This window comes from Sinomonas cellulolyticus (assembly GCF_014656475.1).
GTDB lineage: Bacteria > Actinomycetota > Actinomycetes > Actinomycetales > Micrococcaceae > Sinomonas > Sinomonas cellulolyticus.
Genome location: NZ_BNCM01000006.1, coordinates 106,236 through 122,492, shown reverse-complemented (window position 1 = coordinate 122,492; position 16,257 = coordinate 106,236). Strand labels below are relative to the sequence as shown.

Below are 16,257 nucleotides of genomic sequence, written 5' to 3'. Positions count from 1 at the left end.
ATAGGGCCATGATGCGCTTCGTGCTGCAGGTCATCGTCAGCGCCCTCGCTCTGTGGGTGGCTGCATGGGTACTCCCGGGGATGGACATCACGACGTCCCCGACGGCCGGCGTCGCCGCGAAGGCCGGGGCCGGCGATGCAAGCGCCGGAGTCGGCATCGTCCTGGCGTACCTGTTCATCGGGCTCATCTTCGGCCTCGTCAACGCCGTCGTGCGGCCCATCGTGAGCTTCCTGTCCATTCCCATCACGTGCCTCACGCTCGGCCTCTTCGCCCTCGTCATCAACGCGGCGATGCTCGGCCTCACCGCGTGGATCTCCGGGTACACGCCGGTCCATCTGACCCTCGATTCCTTCCTGACGGCATTCATCGGCGCGATCATCATCGCGATCGTCTCCGCTGTCACCGGCTGGGCGCTCGGGATCCGGAGGCGCTGAGGGGCGTCACCGTATCCCGGCCCGTGTACACGAACCGCTCGCGGCGCGGCAGCACGGCGGCGCCGGCAATCCCGGTCCCGACGACGGCGCCGAGGACCGCCGCGTAGCCCCGGACGGAAGGATCGCCCGAGAGGTCGAGGGCCCGGGCGTCGGCGGCGTACCGGTCGAGGTCGTGGGCCGCGACGAGGTCCTTCACGAGTCCCTGCCCACCGACGCCGGGATGGGACGGCGTCCGGACGTCCACCACATTGGGCCGAGGGAGGGGAGGAAGGCCCGAGAGTCCCGGGACTGCGTCGTCGCAGTTCGCGATGCTGAGCACCGCGACATCGTCAGGGACCCGGAAGGCCGTCGGCACCCCGCCGAGCACCGTCACGGCAGCCACGGGATAGCGGGAGCGGAACGCCTCGTCCTCCAGCAGGCCGAACACGTGCAGGGACCCTTGGCTGTGCACGTTGAACACCACCTCGTCTCCCGCAGCCAGCTGCTGGTCCGCCAGCGCCCGCTCGATGAGCTGGCGGGCATGGCTCTCCCGGCCTGCCATCGCGTCCAGATTGCCCTCCGCATCGAACACTCCTCCTCCCGGGTCGTCGAGCGACCAGGTCTGGGTGCCCGGCACAGTGAGCATCACGGCCGTACTCCCGTCAGGGCGCTCGAGCCGTTCGACGAGGATCGAGGACGGCGGCACGGCGGACCCGTCGTCGAGCGCGGAGATGCCCTGTGCCTGCTGCAGGCTCCTCGCGGCATAGCCGAAGGTCGAGGCGTCCTCGAGGCCGGGAGCGGTCCGGGTACGGACCACGCTGATCGGATCCCCCGGGCCGCCGGCCGGGACCCACGGTGTGAGCGGCGCGACGGCGCCGGCCGCGCCTGTGAGGGCGCGAAGGCCGCCAGCCGCCAGCCGGACAGGGCCCCGGCCGTCGCCGCCGGGCCACGCAACTGACCATCCGAGGAAGGCTGGCACAGCGCCCCACACGGCATTCCGCAGGGCTCTCTGGCGCGCCCCCGCGGCAGCCGCGGTCCGTGCCTCCGTGTCCGCGTAGGCCCCGGCCGCGCGCAGTGCCGACCGGGCGTCCGCGCGGACATCTGCCGCAAGCTGCGCGGACTCAGTCACAAGCCGGGAAGCCGCGGCCTCGAAGGAGGCTGCAGCGTCGCTGCCCGCGCAGGCTCCCCGCCACACCGCTGCGCGCGCGGCTTCGAGACGGCCAGCCACGGCGTCAGCCGTCTCGCCAGCCGAGGCCAGCGCCACGGCCGCGCCCTGCAGCGCCTCTGTGTCCACACGGAATGCCTCCCCGCCGGTCACGACAAACGCCGAGGCGTCGCGGTCCCCCGGGCCAGCCCCCAGATCGGCACTCACCGGCACACTTCCCCGGGGGCCGCACTCCCGTACCCGCGGGCAAAGACCGGGGCAGAGGGAGCAGCGAGGTGGAGGGGCGGCTGGCGGGAGGCAACGGGCAGGAGCGGCCCCGACCTGCCCTCCACCACGAGACCGGGGCCAGCTGCGGAGGCAGGAGAGCTGGGACCTGCCGGCACGCCGGGGCAGGCCGCCGCCTCGGACTGCAGCGCTGCCACGACGAGGGCCAGGGCTCCCAGCGCCGCCGCGAGGGCAGCGAGCCTCGCCCCGAGTCCTGCAGTGGACCGCCTGAACCCCTCGGCTGCCGGCCCGACCCATGCCGCCGCTTCGGCCCGGGCGATGGCCGCCATCGCATGCTGCACGTCCGTCCGGGCTCCCTCGAGCTCTCCCGCGGCGCGCCGGAGCTCGGCTTCGTCGTGACCGCAGTAGACCCCGGATTGGGAGGAAGTCCCCGCCCCCATGAGGGCACCGGCTCCCAGTGCATCCGTCCCGGTCATCGTCTCCCGCCTTCCCCCGCGCCCTCCGGCACGGCCTCTCCCCCGACGCTAGGGGCGCCCGCGGGCGCACGGGGGAGGGCGCCGTCGTATGTGGAGGACACGCCCTGCGGCTGCCTGTGGAGGACAAAGGTCGCCCGCGTCGGCTCCCCATTCCCGGGCCAGCCGGGCGCGGCGGAGGTCATGGAAGAATGGAGGCCATGGCTGACTCCCCCTCGCGCATCCCCTCCGGTCGACTCTCCCTTGCCGCCAGCGAGGGCAGGCCCATCGCGCTCGGACCGCTCGACGGCCGCTACCGGCCCACGGTCGCACCCCTCGTCGACTACCTGTCCGAGGCAGCGCTGAACCGCGACCGGGTCGCCGTGGAGGTCGAGTGGTTCATCCACCTCGTCAAGAACTCCGTCCTGCCGGACGTCGGCTCACTCACCGAGTCGCAGGCGGCCGGCCTGCGGCGCATCGTGACCGAATTCGACGCCGACTCCGTGGCCGAGCTCGCCGAGATCGAGGCCGTCACCGTCCACGACGTCAAGGCCGTGGAGTACTACATCGGGCGTCGGCTCGAGGGCCTCGGCCTGACGCGCCTCACGGCACTCGTCCACTTCGGCTGCACCTCCGAGGACATCAACAACCTCTCCTACGCGCTCGGCATCAAGGGTGCCGTCGAGAACGTCTGGCTGCCCGACGCCCGGGCCCTCGTGGAGCAGATCGCCGAGATGGCGCGCGCCAACCGCGACGAGCCGATGCTCTCCCGCACGCACGGCCAGCCGGCGACTCCCACGAGCCTGGGCAAGGAGCTGGCCGTCATGGCGCACCGCCTCGGCCGGCAGCTCGACCGCATCGCGAAGACCGAGTACCTCGGGAAGATCAACGGCGCCACAGGCGACTACGCGGCGCACGTCGCCTCCGTTCCCAGCGCTGACTGGGAGAAGGTGTCGGAGTCCTTCGTCGAGGGCCTCGGCCTCACGTGGAACCCTCTCACCACGCAGATCGAGAGCCACGACTGGCAGGCCGAGCTCTACGCGGACATGGCGCGGTTCAACCGGATCCTGCACAACGTGTGCACGGACATCTGGAGCTACATCTCGATCGGCTACTTCAAGCAGGTGCCCGTCGCCGGGGCCACCGGCTCCTCGACGATGCCCCACAAGGTCAACCCGATCCGCTTCGAGAATGCCGAGGCCAACCTCGAGATCTCATCGGCCCTCCTCGACACACTGGGCGCAACCCTCGTGACCTCCCGGTGGCAGCGCGACCTGACCGATTCGTCGTCGCAGCGCAACATCGGCGTCGCGTTCGGCCACTCCCTCCTCGCCATCTCGAACGTGGCGAAGGGCCTCGAGCGGCTCGACGTGGCCAGCGATGTGCTCGCCGAGGACCTCGACGCGAACTGGGAGGTCCTCGCCGAGGCGATCCAGATGGTCATGCGCGCCGAAGCCGTCGCCGGCGTCCCGGGGATGGACAACCCGTACGAGCGGCTCAAGGAGCTGACCCGCGGCCACCGCGTCGACGCGGACCGCATGAAGGAGTTCGTCTCCGGTCTGGGCCTCTCCGCCGACGCCGAGGCGCGCCTTCTCGCCCTCACGCCCGCGACGTACAACGGGATCGCGGGCAAGCTGGTCGACCACCTCGGCTGAGCCGCTCGGCTGTGCCCGGCACCGCCGGAGTACGACGGCGCCGGGCGGCGGAGTGCTCTCAGCGGCTGGCGCCGTGCCGCAGCTCCCGGGCGCGGCGCAGGTCCTCCTCCTCGGTCTTGCGCTTCTTCTCGACCTTCTCGGTGGCGCGCGGCGGGAGCTGGATCGTCTCTTCGGCCCCGATCCCGGCCTGGAGCTCGCGGGCCCGCTCCATCTCCGCGTCGAACTCGGCGCCGAACAGGAGCGAGATGTTCACGAGCCACAGCCACAGGAGCAGGATCACCACGCCGCCGAGCGTGCCGTAGGTCTTGTTGTAGTGGCCGAAGTTGGCCACGTAGAAGCCGAAGCCGAGGGTGGTGACGGCGAGCACCAGGAGCGCGATGAACGATCCGAGCGTTATCCACCGGAACTTGGGCTGCTTCACATTGGGGGTGAAGTAGTACAGGAGCGCGATGAGGACGATCACGAGGATCAGTGCGACGGGCCACTTCGCGATGTCCCACGCGATGACGGCGGTCGGGCCCAGACCGATCACCGAACCCACCGCCGACGCCACCGGCCCGCTCAGGACCAGCATGGCCGAGATGATGGCGACGATGATGACGGCAGCGACGGTCAAGGCCAGCATGGTGCCCCGCAGCTTGACGAATCCGCGCCCCTCCTCGACCTCGTAGATCCGGTTCATCGCGCGGCCGAACGCGCCGACATATCCCGAGGCGGTCCAGAGAGCACCGACGACGCCACCGACGAGAGCGAGGCCGGCGGCCGGACTGTTCACGAGTTCCTCGACCACCCCGCGCACTGCATCGACAGAGGAGCCGGGGGCGACGGACTGCACGATGTCCAACATGCCGCTGGCGGTCTTGTCAGCCTGGCCGAAGAGCCCGAGCAGGGACACGAGGGCCAGCAGCGCCGGGAAGAGCGAGAGGACCGAATAGTAGGTCAGGGCCGCAGCGAGGTCCGTACAGGCGTCGTTCCCGAACTCGCGGACCGCCTTGCGCCCCACGTACATCCAGGACGGCTTCTTGAGGTCACGGATCCGGTCCGGCTTCTGCGGGTCGTCCGGCGCAGGGGCCTCGACCTTGCGTTCGGTTGCTGACTCACCTCGTTGCTGGCTCATGCGCCCACTGTTACCCCAGACCACGCCGCGGCAATCGAACAGTCCCCCACCGCGCAGGGCCGCGGTCCGCGGGCTCCGATTCGGCGGCGCGGCGGGAATCGTGTACAGTTGATCAAGCGCCGCGGGGTGGAGCAGTTCGGTAGCTCGCTGGGCTCATAACCCAGAGGTCGTAGGTTCAAATCCTGCCCCCGCAACCACGTGAAGGCCCCGATCCAGACGGATCGGGGCCTTCTGCTGTTCCGCCGTGGCTCAGGCTCAGCGGCTGGCTGCGGCTCTCCCGGCGACGCGGCCCGAGAACAGGCACCCGCCCAGGAACGTCCCCTCGAGCGCGTTGTAGCCCATCATGCCGCCGCCTCCGAACCCCGCGGCCTCGCCGGCGGCGAACAGCCCGGGAATGACCGCGCCGCGGGCAGGGTCCGCGGAGGACAGGCAGCGCCCGGACAGGTCCGTCTCGAGGCCCCCGAGCGTCTTGCGCGTAAGAATGTTCAAGCGTACGGCGATGAGCGGGCCGTGCTTCGGGTCGAGGATCCGGTGCGGCGCAGCAGTGCGGATGAGCCGGTCCCCGAGGTAGCGCCGGTGCGCGCGGAGGAACGTGATCTGCGCGTCCTTGCCGAACGCGTTCTCGATCTCGGCGTCCCGCGCCTCGAGCACGGACCGGACGGCAGCCTCGGACAGGAGCCCCGGCTCCCCCACCCGATTCATCCCGTCCACGAGCTCGCCCAGCGAGTCCGCCACCACGAAGTCCGCGCCGTGCTCCTTGAACGCCTCGACCGGGCCCGGCGCGCCGCCCCGCACCCTCGAAGCCAGCAGCCGCAGGTCCTTCCCTGTGAGGTCCGGGTTCTGCTCGGAGCCGGAGAGCGCGAACTCCTTCTCGATGATCGACTGCGTCAGCACGAACCACGAGTAGTCGTAGCCCGTTCCGCGCAGGTACCTGAGCGCCCCGAGGGTGTCGAACCCGGGGAAGAGGGGCGCAGGCAGCCGACGGCCGAGCGCGTCGAGCCACACGGACGACGGCCCCGGCAGGATCCGGATCCCGTGGTCCTCCCAGATCGGGTCCCAGTTCCGGAGGCCCTCCGTGTAGTGCCACATCCGGTCGCCGTTGATCACCCGCGCCCCCGCCGCCTCCGCGATGCCGAGCATCCTCCCGTCCACGTGCGCGGGCACGCCGGCCACCATCGTTGCCGGCGCGGAGCCGAGCCGCGCGGGCCACATCCGCCGCACGAGCTCCGAGTTCCCGCCGATCCCGCCGGAGGCGATCACGACGGCGCCCGCCTCCACGGCGAACTCCCCCACCGCCTCGCGGCTTGTCGCCTTCCCCCGCGGTGCCGGCGACGGCGCGAGGAGGCTTCCGCGCACGCCGGTCGCGGCGCCGTCGTGCGTGAGGACCTCGTCGACGCGGTGCCGGAACAGGAAGCGGATCCGCGCGGCGTCGGCGTGCGCGCGGGCGCGGCGGATAAACGGCGCGAGGACGCCGGGCCCGGTCCCCCACACAAGGTGGAAGCGCGGGACGGAGTTGCCGTGCCCGTCGGCGCGGCCGTCCCCCCGCTCGGCCCACCCGACCACCGGAAAGAACCGCACCCCCATCCCGTGGAGCCACGCGCGCTTCTCGCCGGCCGCGAAGTCCAGGTAGGCCTCGGCCCACTGTCGCGGCCAGAAGTCCTCGGCTCGGTCGAACTGCGCGGAGCCGAACCAGTCCTGCCGCGCGAGCGCGAGGGAGTCCCGCACGCCCATGCGCCGCTGCTCGGGCGAGCCCACGAGGAACAGGCCGCCGAGGGACCAGTGTGCCTGCCCGCCGAGCGACTGCGGTGGCTCCTGGTCGAGGACCACCACGTCGCGGCCGGCATCGGCGGCCTCGACCGCCGCGACAAGGCCCGCGAGGCCCGCACCGACCACGCACACGTCCGTCGTCACAGCATCAGCCATGCCCCCACCCTTCCGGTCGGGCACGCGGGCGTCAACGGGCGGCCGGCGGACGGGTGGCCCATACTGGTGCCATGGCTGCCTGCTGCGGACCCCTGCCCCCTGAGCGCGGGCAGGACGGCGGCGACCCGGAACGCTACCGCTCCGTCTTCAACGCACAGTTCTCGCGGAGCATCGCCCGGCGATACGAGAGGAAAGGGCTGCGGTCCGCCGAGCAACGGATCGTGGACTTCCTTGCCGCGCGCGGGCTTGAGGGAGCGACCGTGCTGGAGGTGGGCGGCGGGGCCGGCGAGATCCAGCTCGAGCTCCTCGCCCGCGGGGCCGCGCGCTCCACCAACCTCGAGCTCTCCGACGCGTACGAGGCCGATTCGGCACGGCTGATCGCCCGCGCCGGGATGGCCGGCCGCGTGGAGCGTCGCCTCGGCGTGGACCTCGCCGTGACGCCCGACGCCGTGGAGCCGGCGGACGTCGTCGTCCTCCACCGCGTGGTCTGCTGCTACCCGGACTACGAGAAGCTCCTGGGCGCGGCGGCCGACCACGCGCGGAAGGCCATCGCGTTCAGCTACCCACCAGCGGGGCCGCTCGCGCGGCTGGGTCTGCGCTTCGGCAACGCCATGCTGCGGCTCACCGGCCGATCCTTCCGGGGGTTCGCACACGATCCGGCCGCGATGGTGGAGGTCGTTCGCCGGCACGGGCTCGAGCCGGTGTACCGGAAGAGGAGCGGTGTGTGGACCGTCACGGGGGCGGTTCGGGCCGTCTCGCCAGATCTAGCCGGGGGAAGCGCCACGAGAGTCGAGATATGTCGCACGCCACACCTACCGGAGTGCGCGCCTCGTGGGTAATCTGGCGCCCACGAGACCACGCTGGGCTCGCATCCGGGGACCTGAAGGAGCTGTCATGGCTGTCGATTGGGCAGAGCAGATCAAGAAGCTGGCACCGAACGCGGACGACGAGGTCGTCGCGGGCGTCATCCGCCACTGCGGCATTGCGCTGCAGAGCGCTGACGCCTCGCTCGTCTCGTTCGGCGACAAGACCGAGACGGACCGCGTCCGCGACGGCTTCCTCAAGAAGAAGCTGGGCCGCACCGAGGACGACGCCACCCTCGACGCCGCGATCCAGTCCGTGGGGCAGAAGTTCAAGGGCATCAACCGCCGGCAGCGTCCCACGGTCTACTACCTGCTCGCCGAACACTTCGACCAGCTCGACGACTTCCGCAAGAAGAGCAAGTAGCCGCCGCGCCGACCGTCGCGCGTCTCATCACCCCCGCGAAATGGTGGGTTGAGCAGGGTGCGAAGCCCGCTGACCCTGCTCAACCCACCATTTGCGCCAAGTGCCGGGGAAGGGCGTGCGGCGGCGCGCGTTCAGAGCGCCGGGGCGAGCGCCGCGATCGTCTCCTCCGCGGCCCGGCGCCCCATCCGAAGGGCCCCGTCCACGTGCTGGTAGCCCTCGCCCGCGATGTCCGAGCAGGCGAAGTGGATCGGCCCGACCGGCGTGCGCTGGTCCGCGCCGTACCGCGACAGGCCGCCCAGGTCGAAGCTCGCGGCGTACGCCCCGCGGGTCCACTCCTCCGAGCCCCAGTCGGACTCGTAGTAGACCTCCGGCATGAGCGCCTCATCGCCGAGGTACTCGGCCATGGAGGCCAGGATCGCGGCCTTGCGCTCCTCGGCACTGAGCGCGAACAGGCGGTCGGCCTTCTCGTCGGAGACGAACCCGACGAGGGTGCCGCGGGAGTCGCCATGGTTGGTGTTGTCGTAGATTTCCTGGACGAGCTGGCCCGCGCCGAAGCAGGTGCCCGAGAGGCCCACCTCGCGCCAGAACGGGCGCCCGTAGACGGCGTGGACCTTGATGACGAGGCCCATCGAGAGGTGCTGGTGCAGCTGGTGCTGGCGCCTCGGCAGGGCCGGGACGTAGGAGATGCGGGAGTAGAGGGTCGGGGGGACTGCGAGGATCGCCCGGCGGCCGGTGACCGTGACGCGGCCCGAGGCGCCGCCGTCGGCCGTGACGGTCACACCACCGTTCCCCTCCTCGCCCCAGGCGATGGTGCGCACCGGCGCCCCGAGCACCACGGCGTCGCCGAGCTCGGCGGCCATGGCCTCGCTCACTGACTGCATGCCGCCCACCACGCGCTTGTCCAGGATGAAGTCCTCGTCGAGGAGGTTGCTGAACGAGCCCGCCGAGGCGGCCATGAGCACAGCCTGAAGGGCTGAGAAGGCGTGGGTCGGCTTGGTCAGCATGCCGCCGGCTATGAACAGGCCGATCAGGTTGCACGCCTCCTCGTCTGCCGACTGCGCGCGGAGCCAGTGGTGGAAGCTCACGGTGTCCAGCTCGCGGGCCTTCGGGTGCGCCCACGGCTCCTCGGCGCCGAGGTCGGCGGCGAGCTGGTCGAGGAGCGCGGTGAGGCGCTCGAATTCGGCCAGGGTGCCCGGGCTGACGGGGAAGTCGTCGCCCGAGTAGACGGTGCGCGCGCCGTCGGGCGCGATGTAGACACTGGCGCCCTCGCGGTACCTCTCGAACGTCTGCTTGCCGAGCTCGTCGACGAGGCCCAGCAGTTCGGTCTGGTCCGGGCTGATCCACTGGCCGCCGATCTCGAGGAACGCGCCGTCGATCGTGTCGCTCCATGTGCGGCCGCCAACGCGGTCGCGGGCCTCGAGCACGACGACGCGCTGGCCCGCCTTGCTCAGCGTGCGGGCGGCCATGAGGCCGGCGGGACCGGCACCGACGACGACGACATCGGCATCGCGGGTGGGGGTGTGGGACATGATGGCTCCTTCAGGAAGGGATGTGGGGGAGGTCTCTAAATGAATCTAATTCATTATCGAGGGCTCGGCAAGCCCTCTTCCCCAATTCCCCCCCCGCCACATTGAGGGGTCAGGTCCCCGTTGAGGGGTCATGTCCCCGCACTGAGGCTCACCCGCGGGTGGCGCGGACGGCCGCAAGGGTGCCCCGAAGCCCGGCGACGAGGGCGTTGAGCCCGAGACCGAACGCCGCGTCGGCCGAGGCGGCGCCCCTCGCAGGCCGGGCGGCGACGGCGTCGGCGAACGTGGGCGCGAGGTCGTGGCGGTCACCGACGTCGAAGATCCCCTCCGGCGCCGAGACGTCCATGGCGGAGCCCAGAACGAACGACTCCACGGCCACGATGACGTCCACCACCATGTCCACCGGCCATCCGCCGGCGCGGAGTCCATCCGCGACCCGCTCGTACATGGCCAGGGTGTGGGGGGCGCCGGCCACGGGGAACACCGCGATGATGGGGATGAGCGGCAGGTGCGGCGCGAAGGCCGCGCGGTACGAATGCGCCCACCGGGTGATCGCGAGGTCCCACGGATCGACGCCGAAGCCGGTCGTGTCGATGGTCTCGCAGACGTCGTCCTGGACCCAGTTCAGGACCTCGTCCTTCGATTCGACGTGGTTGTAGAGGGCTGACGGCGCGGTCTTGAGCTCGCGGGCGAGCGCTGCCATGGTGAGCCCTGCGTAGCCCGCCCGGCCGACGACGGCGAGGGCCGCCGTCGTGATCTTCTCCCGTGACAGCAGGGGCCGGTGCGGGCGGCCCCTGCGTCGGGGGGCGACCGGCTGCTGCACGTCGGGGGCGGGGTCGTCCATGGTTCGCCAGTCTAGTGACCCCGCAATGCAGGGACATGACCCCTCAACGCAGGGGGAGGGGTTGACCGTGGCGCAGGTCACGTGCTCTCATAAACGAACGTCATTCATTTTGAAGACCGAATCCTCCTTTCCCCCACTCCGCGAAGGACTTCCCATGCACGAGATCCTCGCCCTGAAGCCCCCGGTGTCGTGGGCCCGCACGGACACGGATGCCGCGGGCGGCCCCAGTGCCACGGGCACGCCCGGTGCCGCGCCGGCGCGGCGCGCGCCGCTGCGCGTCGCCCTCGTCCAGCACCGCTGGCACGAGGACCCCGCCGCGACCGAGGCCGAGCTCGAGGACGGCATCCGCCGGGCCGCGAGCCACGGCGCCAAGATCGTCTTCCTCCCCGAGCTGACCCTCTCCCGCTACCCCGCGGACACCCTCCCCGACTACACCCCGAGCAGCATCGCCGAGGACCTCGAGACCGGCCCGACCCTCGCGTTCGCCCGCCGCGCCGCGGCCACCCACGGCGTCGTGGTCCACGCGAGCCTCTACCGCAAAGCCGCCCCCGGCGCCGCGGGCCAAGCAGACGGCCTCGGCTACAACACCGCGATCCTCGTCTCCTCCTCTGGCGAGCTCCTCGCGGTGACGGACAAGCTCCACATCCCCGTCACGGAGGGCTACTACGAGGACAAGTTCTTCCGCCCGGGCCCGGAGAGCGGACCGGCGTACCCGGTCCACGCCCCCGCGGAACTCGGCGGCGCGCGCCTCGGCCTGCCCACCTGCTGGGACGAGTGGTTCCCCGAACTCGCCCGCGCGTACTCGCTCCAGGGCGCAGAGATCCTCGCGTACCCCACGGCGATCGGCTCGGAGCCCGGCCACCCCGACTTCGACACCGAGCCGCTGTGGCGCCAGGTGATCGTGGGCAACGGGATCGCGAACGGGACGTTCATGGTGGTCCCGAACCGCTGGGGCTCCGAGGGCCTCGTGACGTTCTACGGCTCCTCCTTCATCTCCGACCCGTACGGCCGCATCCTCGCCCGCGCCCCCCGCGAGGGCTCCGCGGTCCTCGTCGCGGACCTCGACCTCGACGCCCGCCGCGACTGGCTCACCCTCTTCCCGTTCCTCACCACCCGCCGCCCGGACACCTACGCCGCCCTGACCGCTCCCGTCGACCGGGCGCACCCGTTCGGCTCGCCCGAACCGGCCACCCGCCCGGGCGGGACGCACGACGGCGGCGAGTCACCGGCGTCGTCCGTCTCGCCGGACGCCGTGGGCACCGCCGCGGGAAACCAGCTGCAGGGGGCGGTGGCATGAGCTGGCGGATGCCCGCGGAGACCGATCCGCACGAGCGCCTCTGGATGGCGTGGCCGTCCGGCGGCTACACGCTCGGCGAGACGGATCGGGACGCGCACGAGGCCCGCGCGGCCTGGGCCGCCGTCGCGCACGCCGCGCGGCGGTACGAGCCCGTGACCATGGTGGTCCGGCACGAGGACCGCGCGATCGCCCGGGCGTACCTGGACCGCCGGATCGATCTGCTCGAGGCGGACCTCGACGACGCATGGATGCGGGACCTGGGCCCAAGCTTCGTGCTCGACGAGGCCGCGTCCGGCCGCAGCGGCACCGGCGGTGCCCCGCGCCTCGGCGCCGTGGACTGGGTCTTCAACGGGTGGGGCGCCCAGGACTGGGCCTCGTGGGAGAACGACGCGAGGATCGGCCGGACCGTGTCCGGGGCCGCCGGCGCCGAGAACGTCCCGAGCCGGCTCGTGAACGAGGGCGGCGGCATCCAGGTGGACGGGCTCGGCACGGTGCTCCTGACGGAGACGGTCCAGCTCGACCCGGGCCGCAACCCCGGCATCACCAAGGCCGAGGTCGAGGCGGAGCTCGAGCGCACCATCGGCGCCCGCCATGCCGTGTGGCTCCCCCGCGGCCTCACGCGGGACTCAGAGCGGTTCGGCACGCGCGGCCACGTTGACCTCGTCGCGGCGATCCCGCGCCCGGGAACGCTCCTGGTCCACGTCCAGCACAACCCCGAGCACCCCGACCACGAGGTCACGGGCGAGATCCTCGAGGCGCTCCACACCTCGCGGACCGCGGACGGCGCCCGCTGGGACATCATCGAGGTCCCCGCCCCGGCCCAGCTGCACGATGGCGAGGACTGGGTCGACTGGAGCTACATCAACCACGTCGCGCTCAACGGCGGGCTCGTGGCGTGTGCGTTCAACGACCCGCACGACGAGAAGGCCCTCCGCCTCCTCGCCGACTCCTACCGCGGGCGGCACGTCACCGCCGTCGACGCCCGCGTCCTCTTCTCCCGCGGGGGCGGGATCCACTGCATCACCCAGCAGCAGCCGGCAACATCTCGGGCCGCAACCCCGACCCGGGCCTGACCGGCCCAAATTCCAGCACCCTTCCGCCCGAGGTGATAACCCCACGGGTCCCGTGTCCGCGATACCGGATCCACCGCCCCTCCGCCCCATTGCTGTGGCGGATCGCACGAAAGAAAATGGCCTGAAGATGTCTCAGAACACCACCGCGCTGAAGCGGTCGCTCGGCTTGTGGGCGATCGTCGGACTCGGCATGGGGTACATGACCCCCACCACCGTCTTCGATACGTTCGGCATCGTCTCCGGCGAGACCAACGGCGCCGTTCCCCTCGCCTACCTCGTGGCGCTCGTGGCCATGGTCTTCACGGCCATCAGCTACGGCCGGATGACGCGGATCTTCCCGTCCGCGGGCTCCGCGTACACGTACACGTCCCAGACCATCCACCCCAACGTCGGCTTCCTGGTCGGTTGGACCTCACTGCTCGACTACCTCCTGCTCCCCCTCGTCAACGCCGTGATCGTGCGGATCTACATGGAGTCGTTCTTCCCGGACGTGCCCTCGTGGATCTGGGTGGTCGGGTACGTGGTGGTCATCACGGCACTGAACCTGTGGAGCATGAACTCGACGTCGAAGATCAACGGCATCCTCGTGATCTTCGAGGTGGTGCTCATCGGCGTCTTCATCTTCCTGGCTTGGAATGCCCTCTCCCAGGGCGCCGGCACCGGCTCGCCGTTCACCTCGACCCCGCTGTTCCACGACGGCGTGGATGCCGGCGCGATCATGTCCGGCGCCACCGTGGTGTGCTTCTCCTTCATCGGCTTCGACGCGATCACCATGTACTCCGAGGAGGCCAAGGACTCCAACACCGTGCCCAAGGCGATCGTGCTCGCGCTCCTGCTCGGCGGGGCGATCTTCTTCGCCGCCGCGTGGTTCGGCCAGTCCGTCTTCCCGACGCTGGACGGCTTCGACAACACCGACGACACCCTGCCCGAGATGGCCCTCAAGATCGGCGGGGAGTTCTTCAAGATCCTGTTCACCTCCGCCGCGTTCGCCGCGACGGTGGCGTCCAGCCTCGCCTCGCACGCCTCGGTGTCCCGCATGATCTTCGTGATGGGCCGCAACGGCACGGGCCCCTTCTCGCGGCTCTTCTCGTTCGTGCACCCGAAGCACCGCACACCGTCCAACGCCGTGCTGTTCGTGGGAGCCGTCTCGCTCCTGGCGATCCCGTTCACGCTCGAGTTCGTCTCCTCGATGATCAACTTCGGCGCCCTCATCGCGTTCACGTTCGTGAACCTCACCGTCATCGTGCTGTTCGCCCTGAGGCGCAAGCAGATCCGGACCCCGCGGGAGATCGCCACGAACGTCGTGCTCCCGCTCATCGGCACCGTGCTCACGGGCGTGCTGTGGGCCAACCTGCAGATGGACGCGCTCATGTACGGCGTGGTGTGGCTCGTCATCGGGCTCGTGTGCCTGCTGGTCATGACCCGCGGGTTCCGCCGCCGGCTGGGCGTGAAGCTCGAGGAGGAAGACGTCGAGGCGCTCGAGCACCTCGCCGGTCCCCGCGTCTGAGCCGCGCTTCCCTGAGCACTGGGCGCACGACGGCGGTGGGCCGGGTCCCGTACCCGGCCCACCGCCGTCGTGCCTCACCGCTCCATCTGGAGGTCACCTCCAGAAGCTGACTTCCAGACGGTGCGGGGACGGGCGCGAGGTGCGCGGGTAGGGTGGGGCCATGGTCGCTCCCCGCACTGAGATCCTGCCGTTCCGCTACCTGTTCGGCCCGGGGCCGGGCAACGCGTACCCGGAGGTGATGTCCGCGCTGTCGCACCCCGTGATCGGGCACCTCGACCCGGCGTTCATCGACCGCCTGGACCGGGTCTCCGACGGCCTGCGGCAGGTGTGGGGGACCCAGAACGCGCGCACGTGGCCGGTCTCGGCGACGGGGTCCGGCGGCATGGAGGCCGCGTTCGTGAACTTCGTCGAGCCGGGCGATCCGGTGGTGGTCGCCGTCAACGGGCTGTTCGGGGAACGGATGGCCGAGGTCGCGCGGAGGTGCGGGGCCGACGTCGTGCGCGTGGACCACGAGTGGGGGCAGCCGGTGGACGCCGAGCGCGTCCTGGCCGCGCACCCGAACCCCACGATCATCGCGGCCGTGCACGCGGAGACGTCCACGGGCGTGCGCTCGGACATCTCCGCGCTCGGCGCCGGCAAGGGCGACGCGCTGCTGCTCGTGGATGCCGTCACGTCGATCGGCGGGCTCGAGCTGCGCGCGGACGCGTGGGGCATCGACATCGGGTACGCGGGCACGCAGAAGTGCCTCGGCGTCCCGCCCGGGCTCGCGCCGTTCACGGTCTCGGAGCGCGCGTTCGAGCGGCGGGTCAAGGACCCGCGGTCCTGGTACTTCGACATCGGGCTGCTCGGCGGGTACGTCGGCGCGGCCGAGGGGCACACGCGCACCTACCACCACACGGCGCCCGTGACGATGGTCGCAGGCCTCGAGGCAGGGCTGGCCCGCATCCTCGCCGAGGGGCTGCCGGCCGTGTGGGCGCGGCACGAGGCCGCCGGTGCCGCACTGCGCGAGGGGCTCGAGCACATGGGCCTCGAGCTGTTCGCCGCCGAGGGGCACCGCCTGCCCAGCCTGACCACGGTCAAGGTGCCCGACGGCGTTTCCTCCGCCCGCGTCCGGCAGATCCTGCTCGAGCAGTACTCGATGGAGATCGGCGCGGGCGTGGGGAAGTTCGCGGACACGGTGTGGCGGATCGGGCTCATGGGGCCCAATGCAGACCCGGCGTCGATCACGCTCGTGCTCGGGGCGCTCGGAGAGGCAATCGCCGCATCGCGGCAGAACACAGCGCGGCAGAACACAGCCGGGCAGAACACGGCGTAGGGCCGGAGCGTGGGCTGGACCGTCCGGCGCGCCGAGCCCGCCGACCTCGACGCGATCAACGCGGTTGCCGCCGCGGCCGGGCGCCCGCTGTGGCGGGCCCTAGCGCTCGCGCCGTTCTCCGACCGGTACGCCGTCGTGGCGCTCTCCGGCCAGAGGATCCTCGGCGCCGCGAAGACGCACTTCTACGCGGGGCCCGACGGCGGCGCGCCGGACGGGAACTACCTCGGCGGCGTCGTGGTGCACCCCGCCGCACGACGGCGCGGGGCCGGCCACGCGCTCACGGTCGCCCGGCTGGCGTGGATCTGGGAGCGCTCCGACGCCGCCTACTACATCGCGAACGCGGACAACGCCGCGTCGATCGCGATGCACGCGGACTTCGGCTTCCGGCAGATCGCGGAGGGCCCGCGCTTCCATGGGGTGACGTTCAGCGGCGGCCGCGGGCTCGTGTTCGAGGCGAGGCGGCCGGCGTCGTGGGCCCTTCCCGGAGACTCCACCTGAGACCGACTGCCGAAGGTGCG

The 16,257-nt window shown here is 71.4% G+C and carries 15 protein-coding genes and 1 tRNA gene; 10 read left to right on the top strand and 6 right to left on the bottom strand.

The features are described 5' to 3' along the window. Positions 1 to 8: 8 nt before the first annotated feature. On the top strand, positions 9 to 434 hold the full coding sequence (locus IE231_RS09485; RefSeq protein WP_189693713.1) for a phage holin family protein: 426 nt from the start codon (positions 9 to 11) through the stop codon (positions 432 to 434). On the opposite strand, the gene IE231_RS09480 is transcribed toward IE231_RS09485, so the two are convergent. Both IE231_RS09480 and IE231_RS09475 read right to left on the bottom strand, forming a co-directional pair. Then, positions 400 to 1,785 (bottom strand): acetate and sugar kinases/Hsc70/actin family protein, encoded by a 1,386-nt coding sequence (locus tag IE231_RS09480; RefSeq protein ID WP_189693712.1) that lies wholly within the window; start codon positions 1,783 to 1,785, stop codon positions 400 to 402. The genes IE231_RS09485 and IE231_RS09480 overlap by 35 nt on opposite strands. Then, positions 1,782 to 2,279, bottom strand: coding sequence for a hypothetical protein (locus IE231_RS09475; RefSeq protein WP_189693711.1), 498 nt, complete (start codon positions 2,277 to 2,279; stop codon positions 1,782 to 1,784). Before IE231_RS09475 ends, IE231_RS09480 begins: the two co-directional genes overlap by 4 nt. Positions 2,280 to 2,476: 197 nt before the next feature. Here IE231_RS09475 and purB point away from each other — a divergent pair, with 197 nt between their 5' ends. Then, positions 2,477 to 3,910, top strand: a complete 1,434-nt coding sequence (purB, locus tag IE231_RS09470) for an adenylosuccinate lyase (RefSeq protein WP_189693710.1) — start codon at positions 2,477 to 2,479, stop codon at positions 3,908 to 3,910. Positions 3,911 to 3,968: 58 nt separating this feature from the next. On the opposite strand, the gene IE231_RS09465 is transcribed toward purB, so the two are convergent. Next, positions 3,969 to 5,027, bottom strand: a complete 1,059-nt coding sequence (locus tag IE231_RS09465; protein WP_189693709.1) for a YihY/virulence factor BrkB family protein — start codon at positions 5,025 to 5,027, stop codon at positions 3,969 to 3,971. 120 nt (positions 5,028 to 5,147) lie between these two features. On the opposite strand from IE231_RS09465, the gene IE231_RS09460 reads away from it, so the two are divergent. Continuing rightward, positions 5,148 to 5,224: transfer RNA gene (locus tag IE231_RS09460), tRNA-Met, on the top strand. 58 nt (positions 5,225 to 5,282) lie between these two features. Here the strand turns inward: IE231_RS09460 and IE231_RS09455 are convergent. After that, complete coding sequence (locus IE231_RS09455) at positions 5,283 to 6,950, bottom strand: FAD-binding dehydrogenase (protein ID WP_201896969.1); 1,668 nt, start codon at positions 6,948 to 6,950, stop codon at positions 5,283 to 5,285. Between the two features lie 71 nt (positions 6,951 to 7,021). Between IE231_RS09455 and IE231_RS09450 the strand changes: the two genes are divergently transcribed. Together IE231_RS09450 and IE231_RS09445 are read left to right on the top strand one after the other, a co-directional pair. Then, complete coding sequence (locus tag IE231_RS09450) at positions 7,022 to 7,789, top strand: methyltransferase domain-containing protein (protein WP_189693708.1); 768 nt, start codon at positions 7,022 to 7,024, stop codon at positions 7,787 to 7,789. A gap of 55 nt (positions 7,790 to 7,844) precedes the next feature. After that, positions 7,845 to 8,177: a DUF2853 family protein gene (locus IE231_RS09445; protein WP_189693707.1), complete on the top strand. Its 333-nt coding sequence runs from the start codon at positions 7,845 to 7,847 to the stop codon at positions 8,175 to 8,177. Between the two features lie 131 nt (positions 8,178 to 8,308). Here IE231_RS09445 and IE231_RS09440 read toward each other — a convergent pair whose 3' ends face one another. Both IE231_RS09440 and IE231_RS09435 read right to left on the bottom strand, forming a co-directional pair. Further along, positions 8,309 to 9,706, bottom strand: a complete 1,398-nt coding sequence (locus tag IE231_RS09440) for a flavin monoamine oxidase family protein (protein ID WP_189693706.1) — start codon at positions 9,704 to 9,706, stop codon at positions 8,309 to 8,311. A gap of 148 nt (positions 9,707 to 9,854) precedes the next feature. Then, positions 9,855 to 10,547 carry a TetR/AcrR family transcriptional regulator gene (locus IE231_RS09435; RefSeq protein WP_189693705.1) on the bottom strand — a complete coding sequence of 231 codons (693 nt, stop codon included), beginning with the start codon at positions 10,545 to 10,547 and terminating at the stop codon, positions 9,855 to 9,857. 154 nt (positions 10,548 to 10,701) lie between these two features. Here IE231_RS09435 and IE231_RS09430 point away from each other — a divergent pair, with 154 nt between their 5' ends. The 5 genes from IE231_RS09430 (at position 10,702) to IE231_RS09410 (ending at position 16,237) form a co-directional block, all read left to right on the top strand. Further along, positions 10,702 to 11,844, top strand: coding sequence for a nitrilase-related carbon-nitrogen hydrolase (locus IE231_RS09430; protein WP_189693704.1), 1,143 nt, complete (start codon positions 10,702 to 10,704; stop codon positions 11,842 to 11,844). After that, the gene (locus IE231_RS09425; RefSeq protein ID WP_189693703.1) at positions 11,841 to 12,917 is read left to right on the top strand and encodes an agmatine deiminase family protein; all 1,077 of its coding nucleotides are present in this window, start codon (positions 11,841 to 11,843) and stop codon (positions 12,915 to 12,917) included. Before IE231_RS09430 ends, IE231_RS09425 begins: the two co-directional genes overlap by 4 nt. A gap of 127 nt (positions 12,918 to 13,044) precedes the next feature. Continuing rightward, a complete protein-coding gene (locus IE231_RS09420) occupies positions 13,045 to 14,424 on the top strand; it encodes an APC family permease (RefSeq protein ID WP_189693702.1) in 1,380 nt (459 codons plus the stop codon). Between the two features lie 160 nt (positions 14,425 to 14,584). Next, on the top strand, positions 14,585 to 15,739 hold the full coding sequence (locus IE231_RS09415; protein WP_189693701.1) for a pyridoxal-phosphate-dependent aminotransferase family protein: 1,155 nt from the start codon (positions 14,585 to 14,587) through the stop codon (positions 15,737 to 15,739). Between the two features lie 9 nt (positions 15,740 to 15,748). Next, positions 15,749 to 16,237, top strand: coding sequence for a GNAT family N-acetyltransferase (locus tag IE231_RS09410; RefSeq protein WP_189693700.1), 489 nt, complete (start codon positions 15,749 to 15,751; stop codon positions 16,235 to 16,237). Positions 16,238 to 16,257 lie beyond the last annotated feature (20 nt).

What these genes read in the sequence shown, in the direction of transcription:
- IE231_RS09485 (WP_189693713.1), top strand. Translation starts at nt 9, where the DNA reads ATGATGCGCTTCGTGCTGCAGGTCATCGTCAGCGCCCTCGCTCTGTGG.
- IE231_RS09475 (WP_189693711.1), bottom strand. Translation starts at nt 2,279, where the DNA reads ATGACCGGGACGGATGCACTGGGAGCCGGTGCCCTCATGGGGGCGGGG.
- purB (WP_189693710.1), top strand. Translation starts at nt 2,477, where the DNA reads ATGGCTGACTCCCCCTCGCGCATCCCCTCCGGTCGACTCTCCCTTGCC.
- IE231_RS09465 (WP_189693709.1), bottom strand. Translation starts at nt 5,027, where the DNA reads ATGAGCCAGCAACGAGGTGAGTCAGCAACCGAACGCAAGGTCGAGGCC.
- IE231_RS09455 (WP_201896969.1), bottom strand. Translation starts at nt 6,950, where the DNA reads ATGGCTGATGCTGTGACGACGGACGTGTGCGTGGTCGGTGCGGGCCTC.
- IE231_RS09450 (WP_189693708.1), top strand. Translation starts at nt 7,022, where the DNA reads ATGGCTGCCTGCTGCGGACCCCTGCCCCCTGAGCGCGGGCAGGACGGC.
- IE231_RS09445 (WP_189693707.1), top strand. Translation starts at nt 7,845, where the DNA reads ATGGCTGTCGATTGGGCAGAGCAGATCAAGAAGCTGGCACCGAACGCG.
- IE231_RS09440 (WP_189693706.1), bottom strand. Translation starts at nt 9,706, where the DNA reads ATGTCCCACACCCCCACCCGCGATGCCGATGTCGTCGTCGTCGGTGCC.
- IE231_RS09435 (WP_189693705.1), bottom strand. Translation starts at nt 10,547, where the DNA reads ATGGACGACCCCGCCCCCGACGTGCAGCAGCCGGTCGCCCCCCGACGC.
- IE231_RS09430 (WP_189693704.1), top strand. Translation starts at nt 10,702, where the DNA reads ATGCACGAGATCCTCGCCCTGAAGCCCCCGGTGTCGTGGGCCCGCACG.
- IE231_RS09425 (WP_189693703.1), top strand. Translation starts at nt 11,841, where the DNA reads ATGAGCTGGCGGATGCCCGCGGAGACCGATCCGCACGAGCGCCTCTGG.
- IE231_RS09420 (WP_189693702.1), top strand. Translation starts at nt 13,045, where the DNA reads ATGTCTCAGAACACCACCGCGCTGAAGCGGTCGCTCGGCTTGTGGGCG.
- IE231_RS09415 (WP_189693701.1), top strand. Translation starts at nt 14,585, where the DNA reads ATGGTCGCTCCCCGCACTGAGATCCTGCCGTTCCGCTACCTGTTCGGC.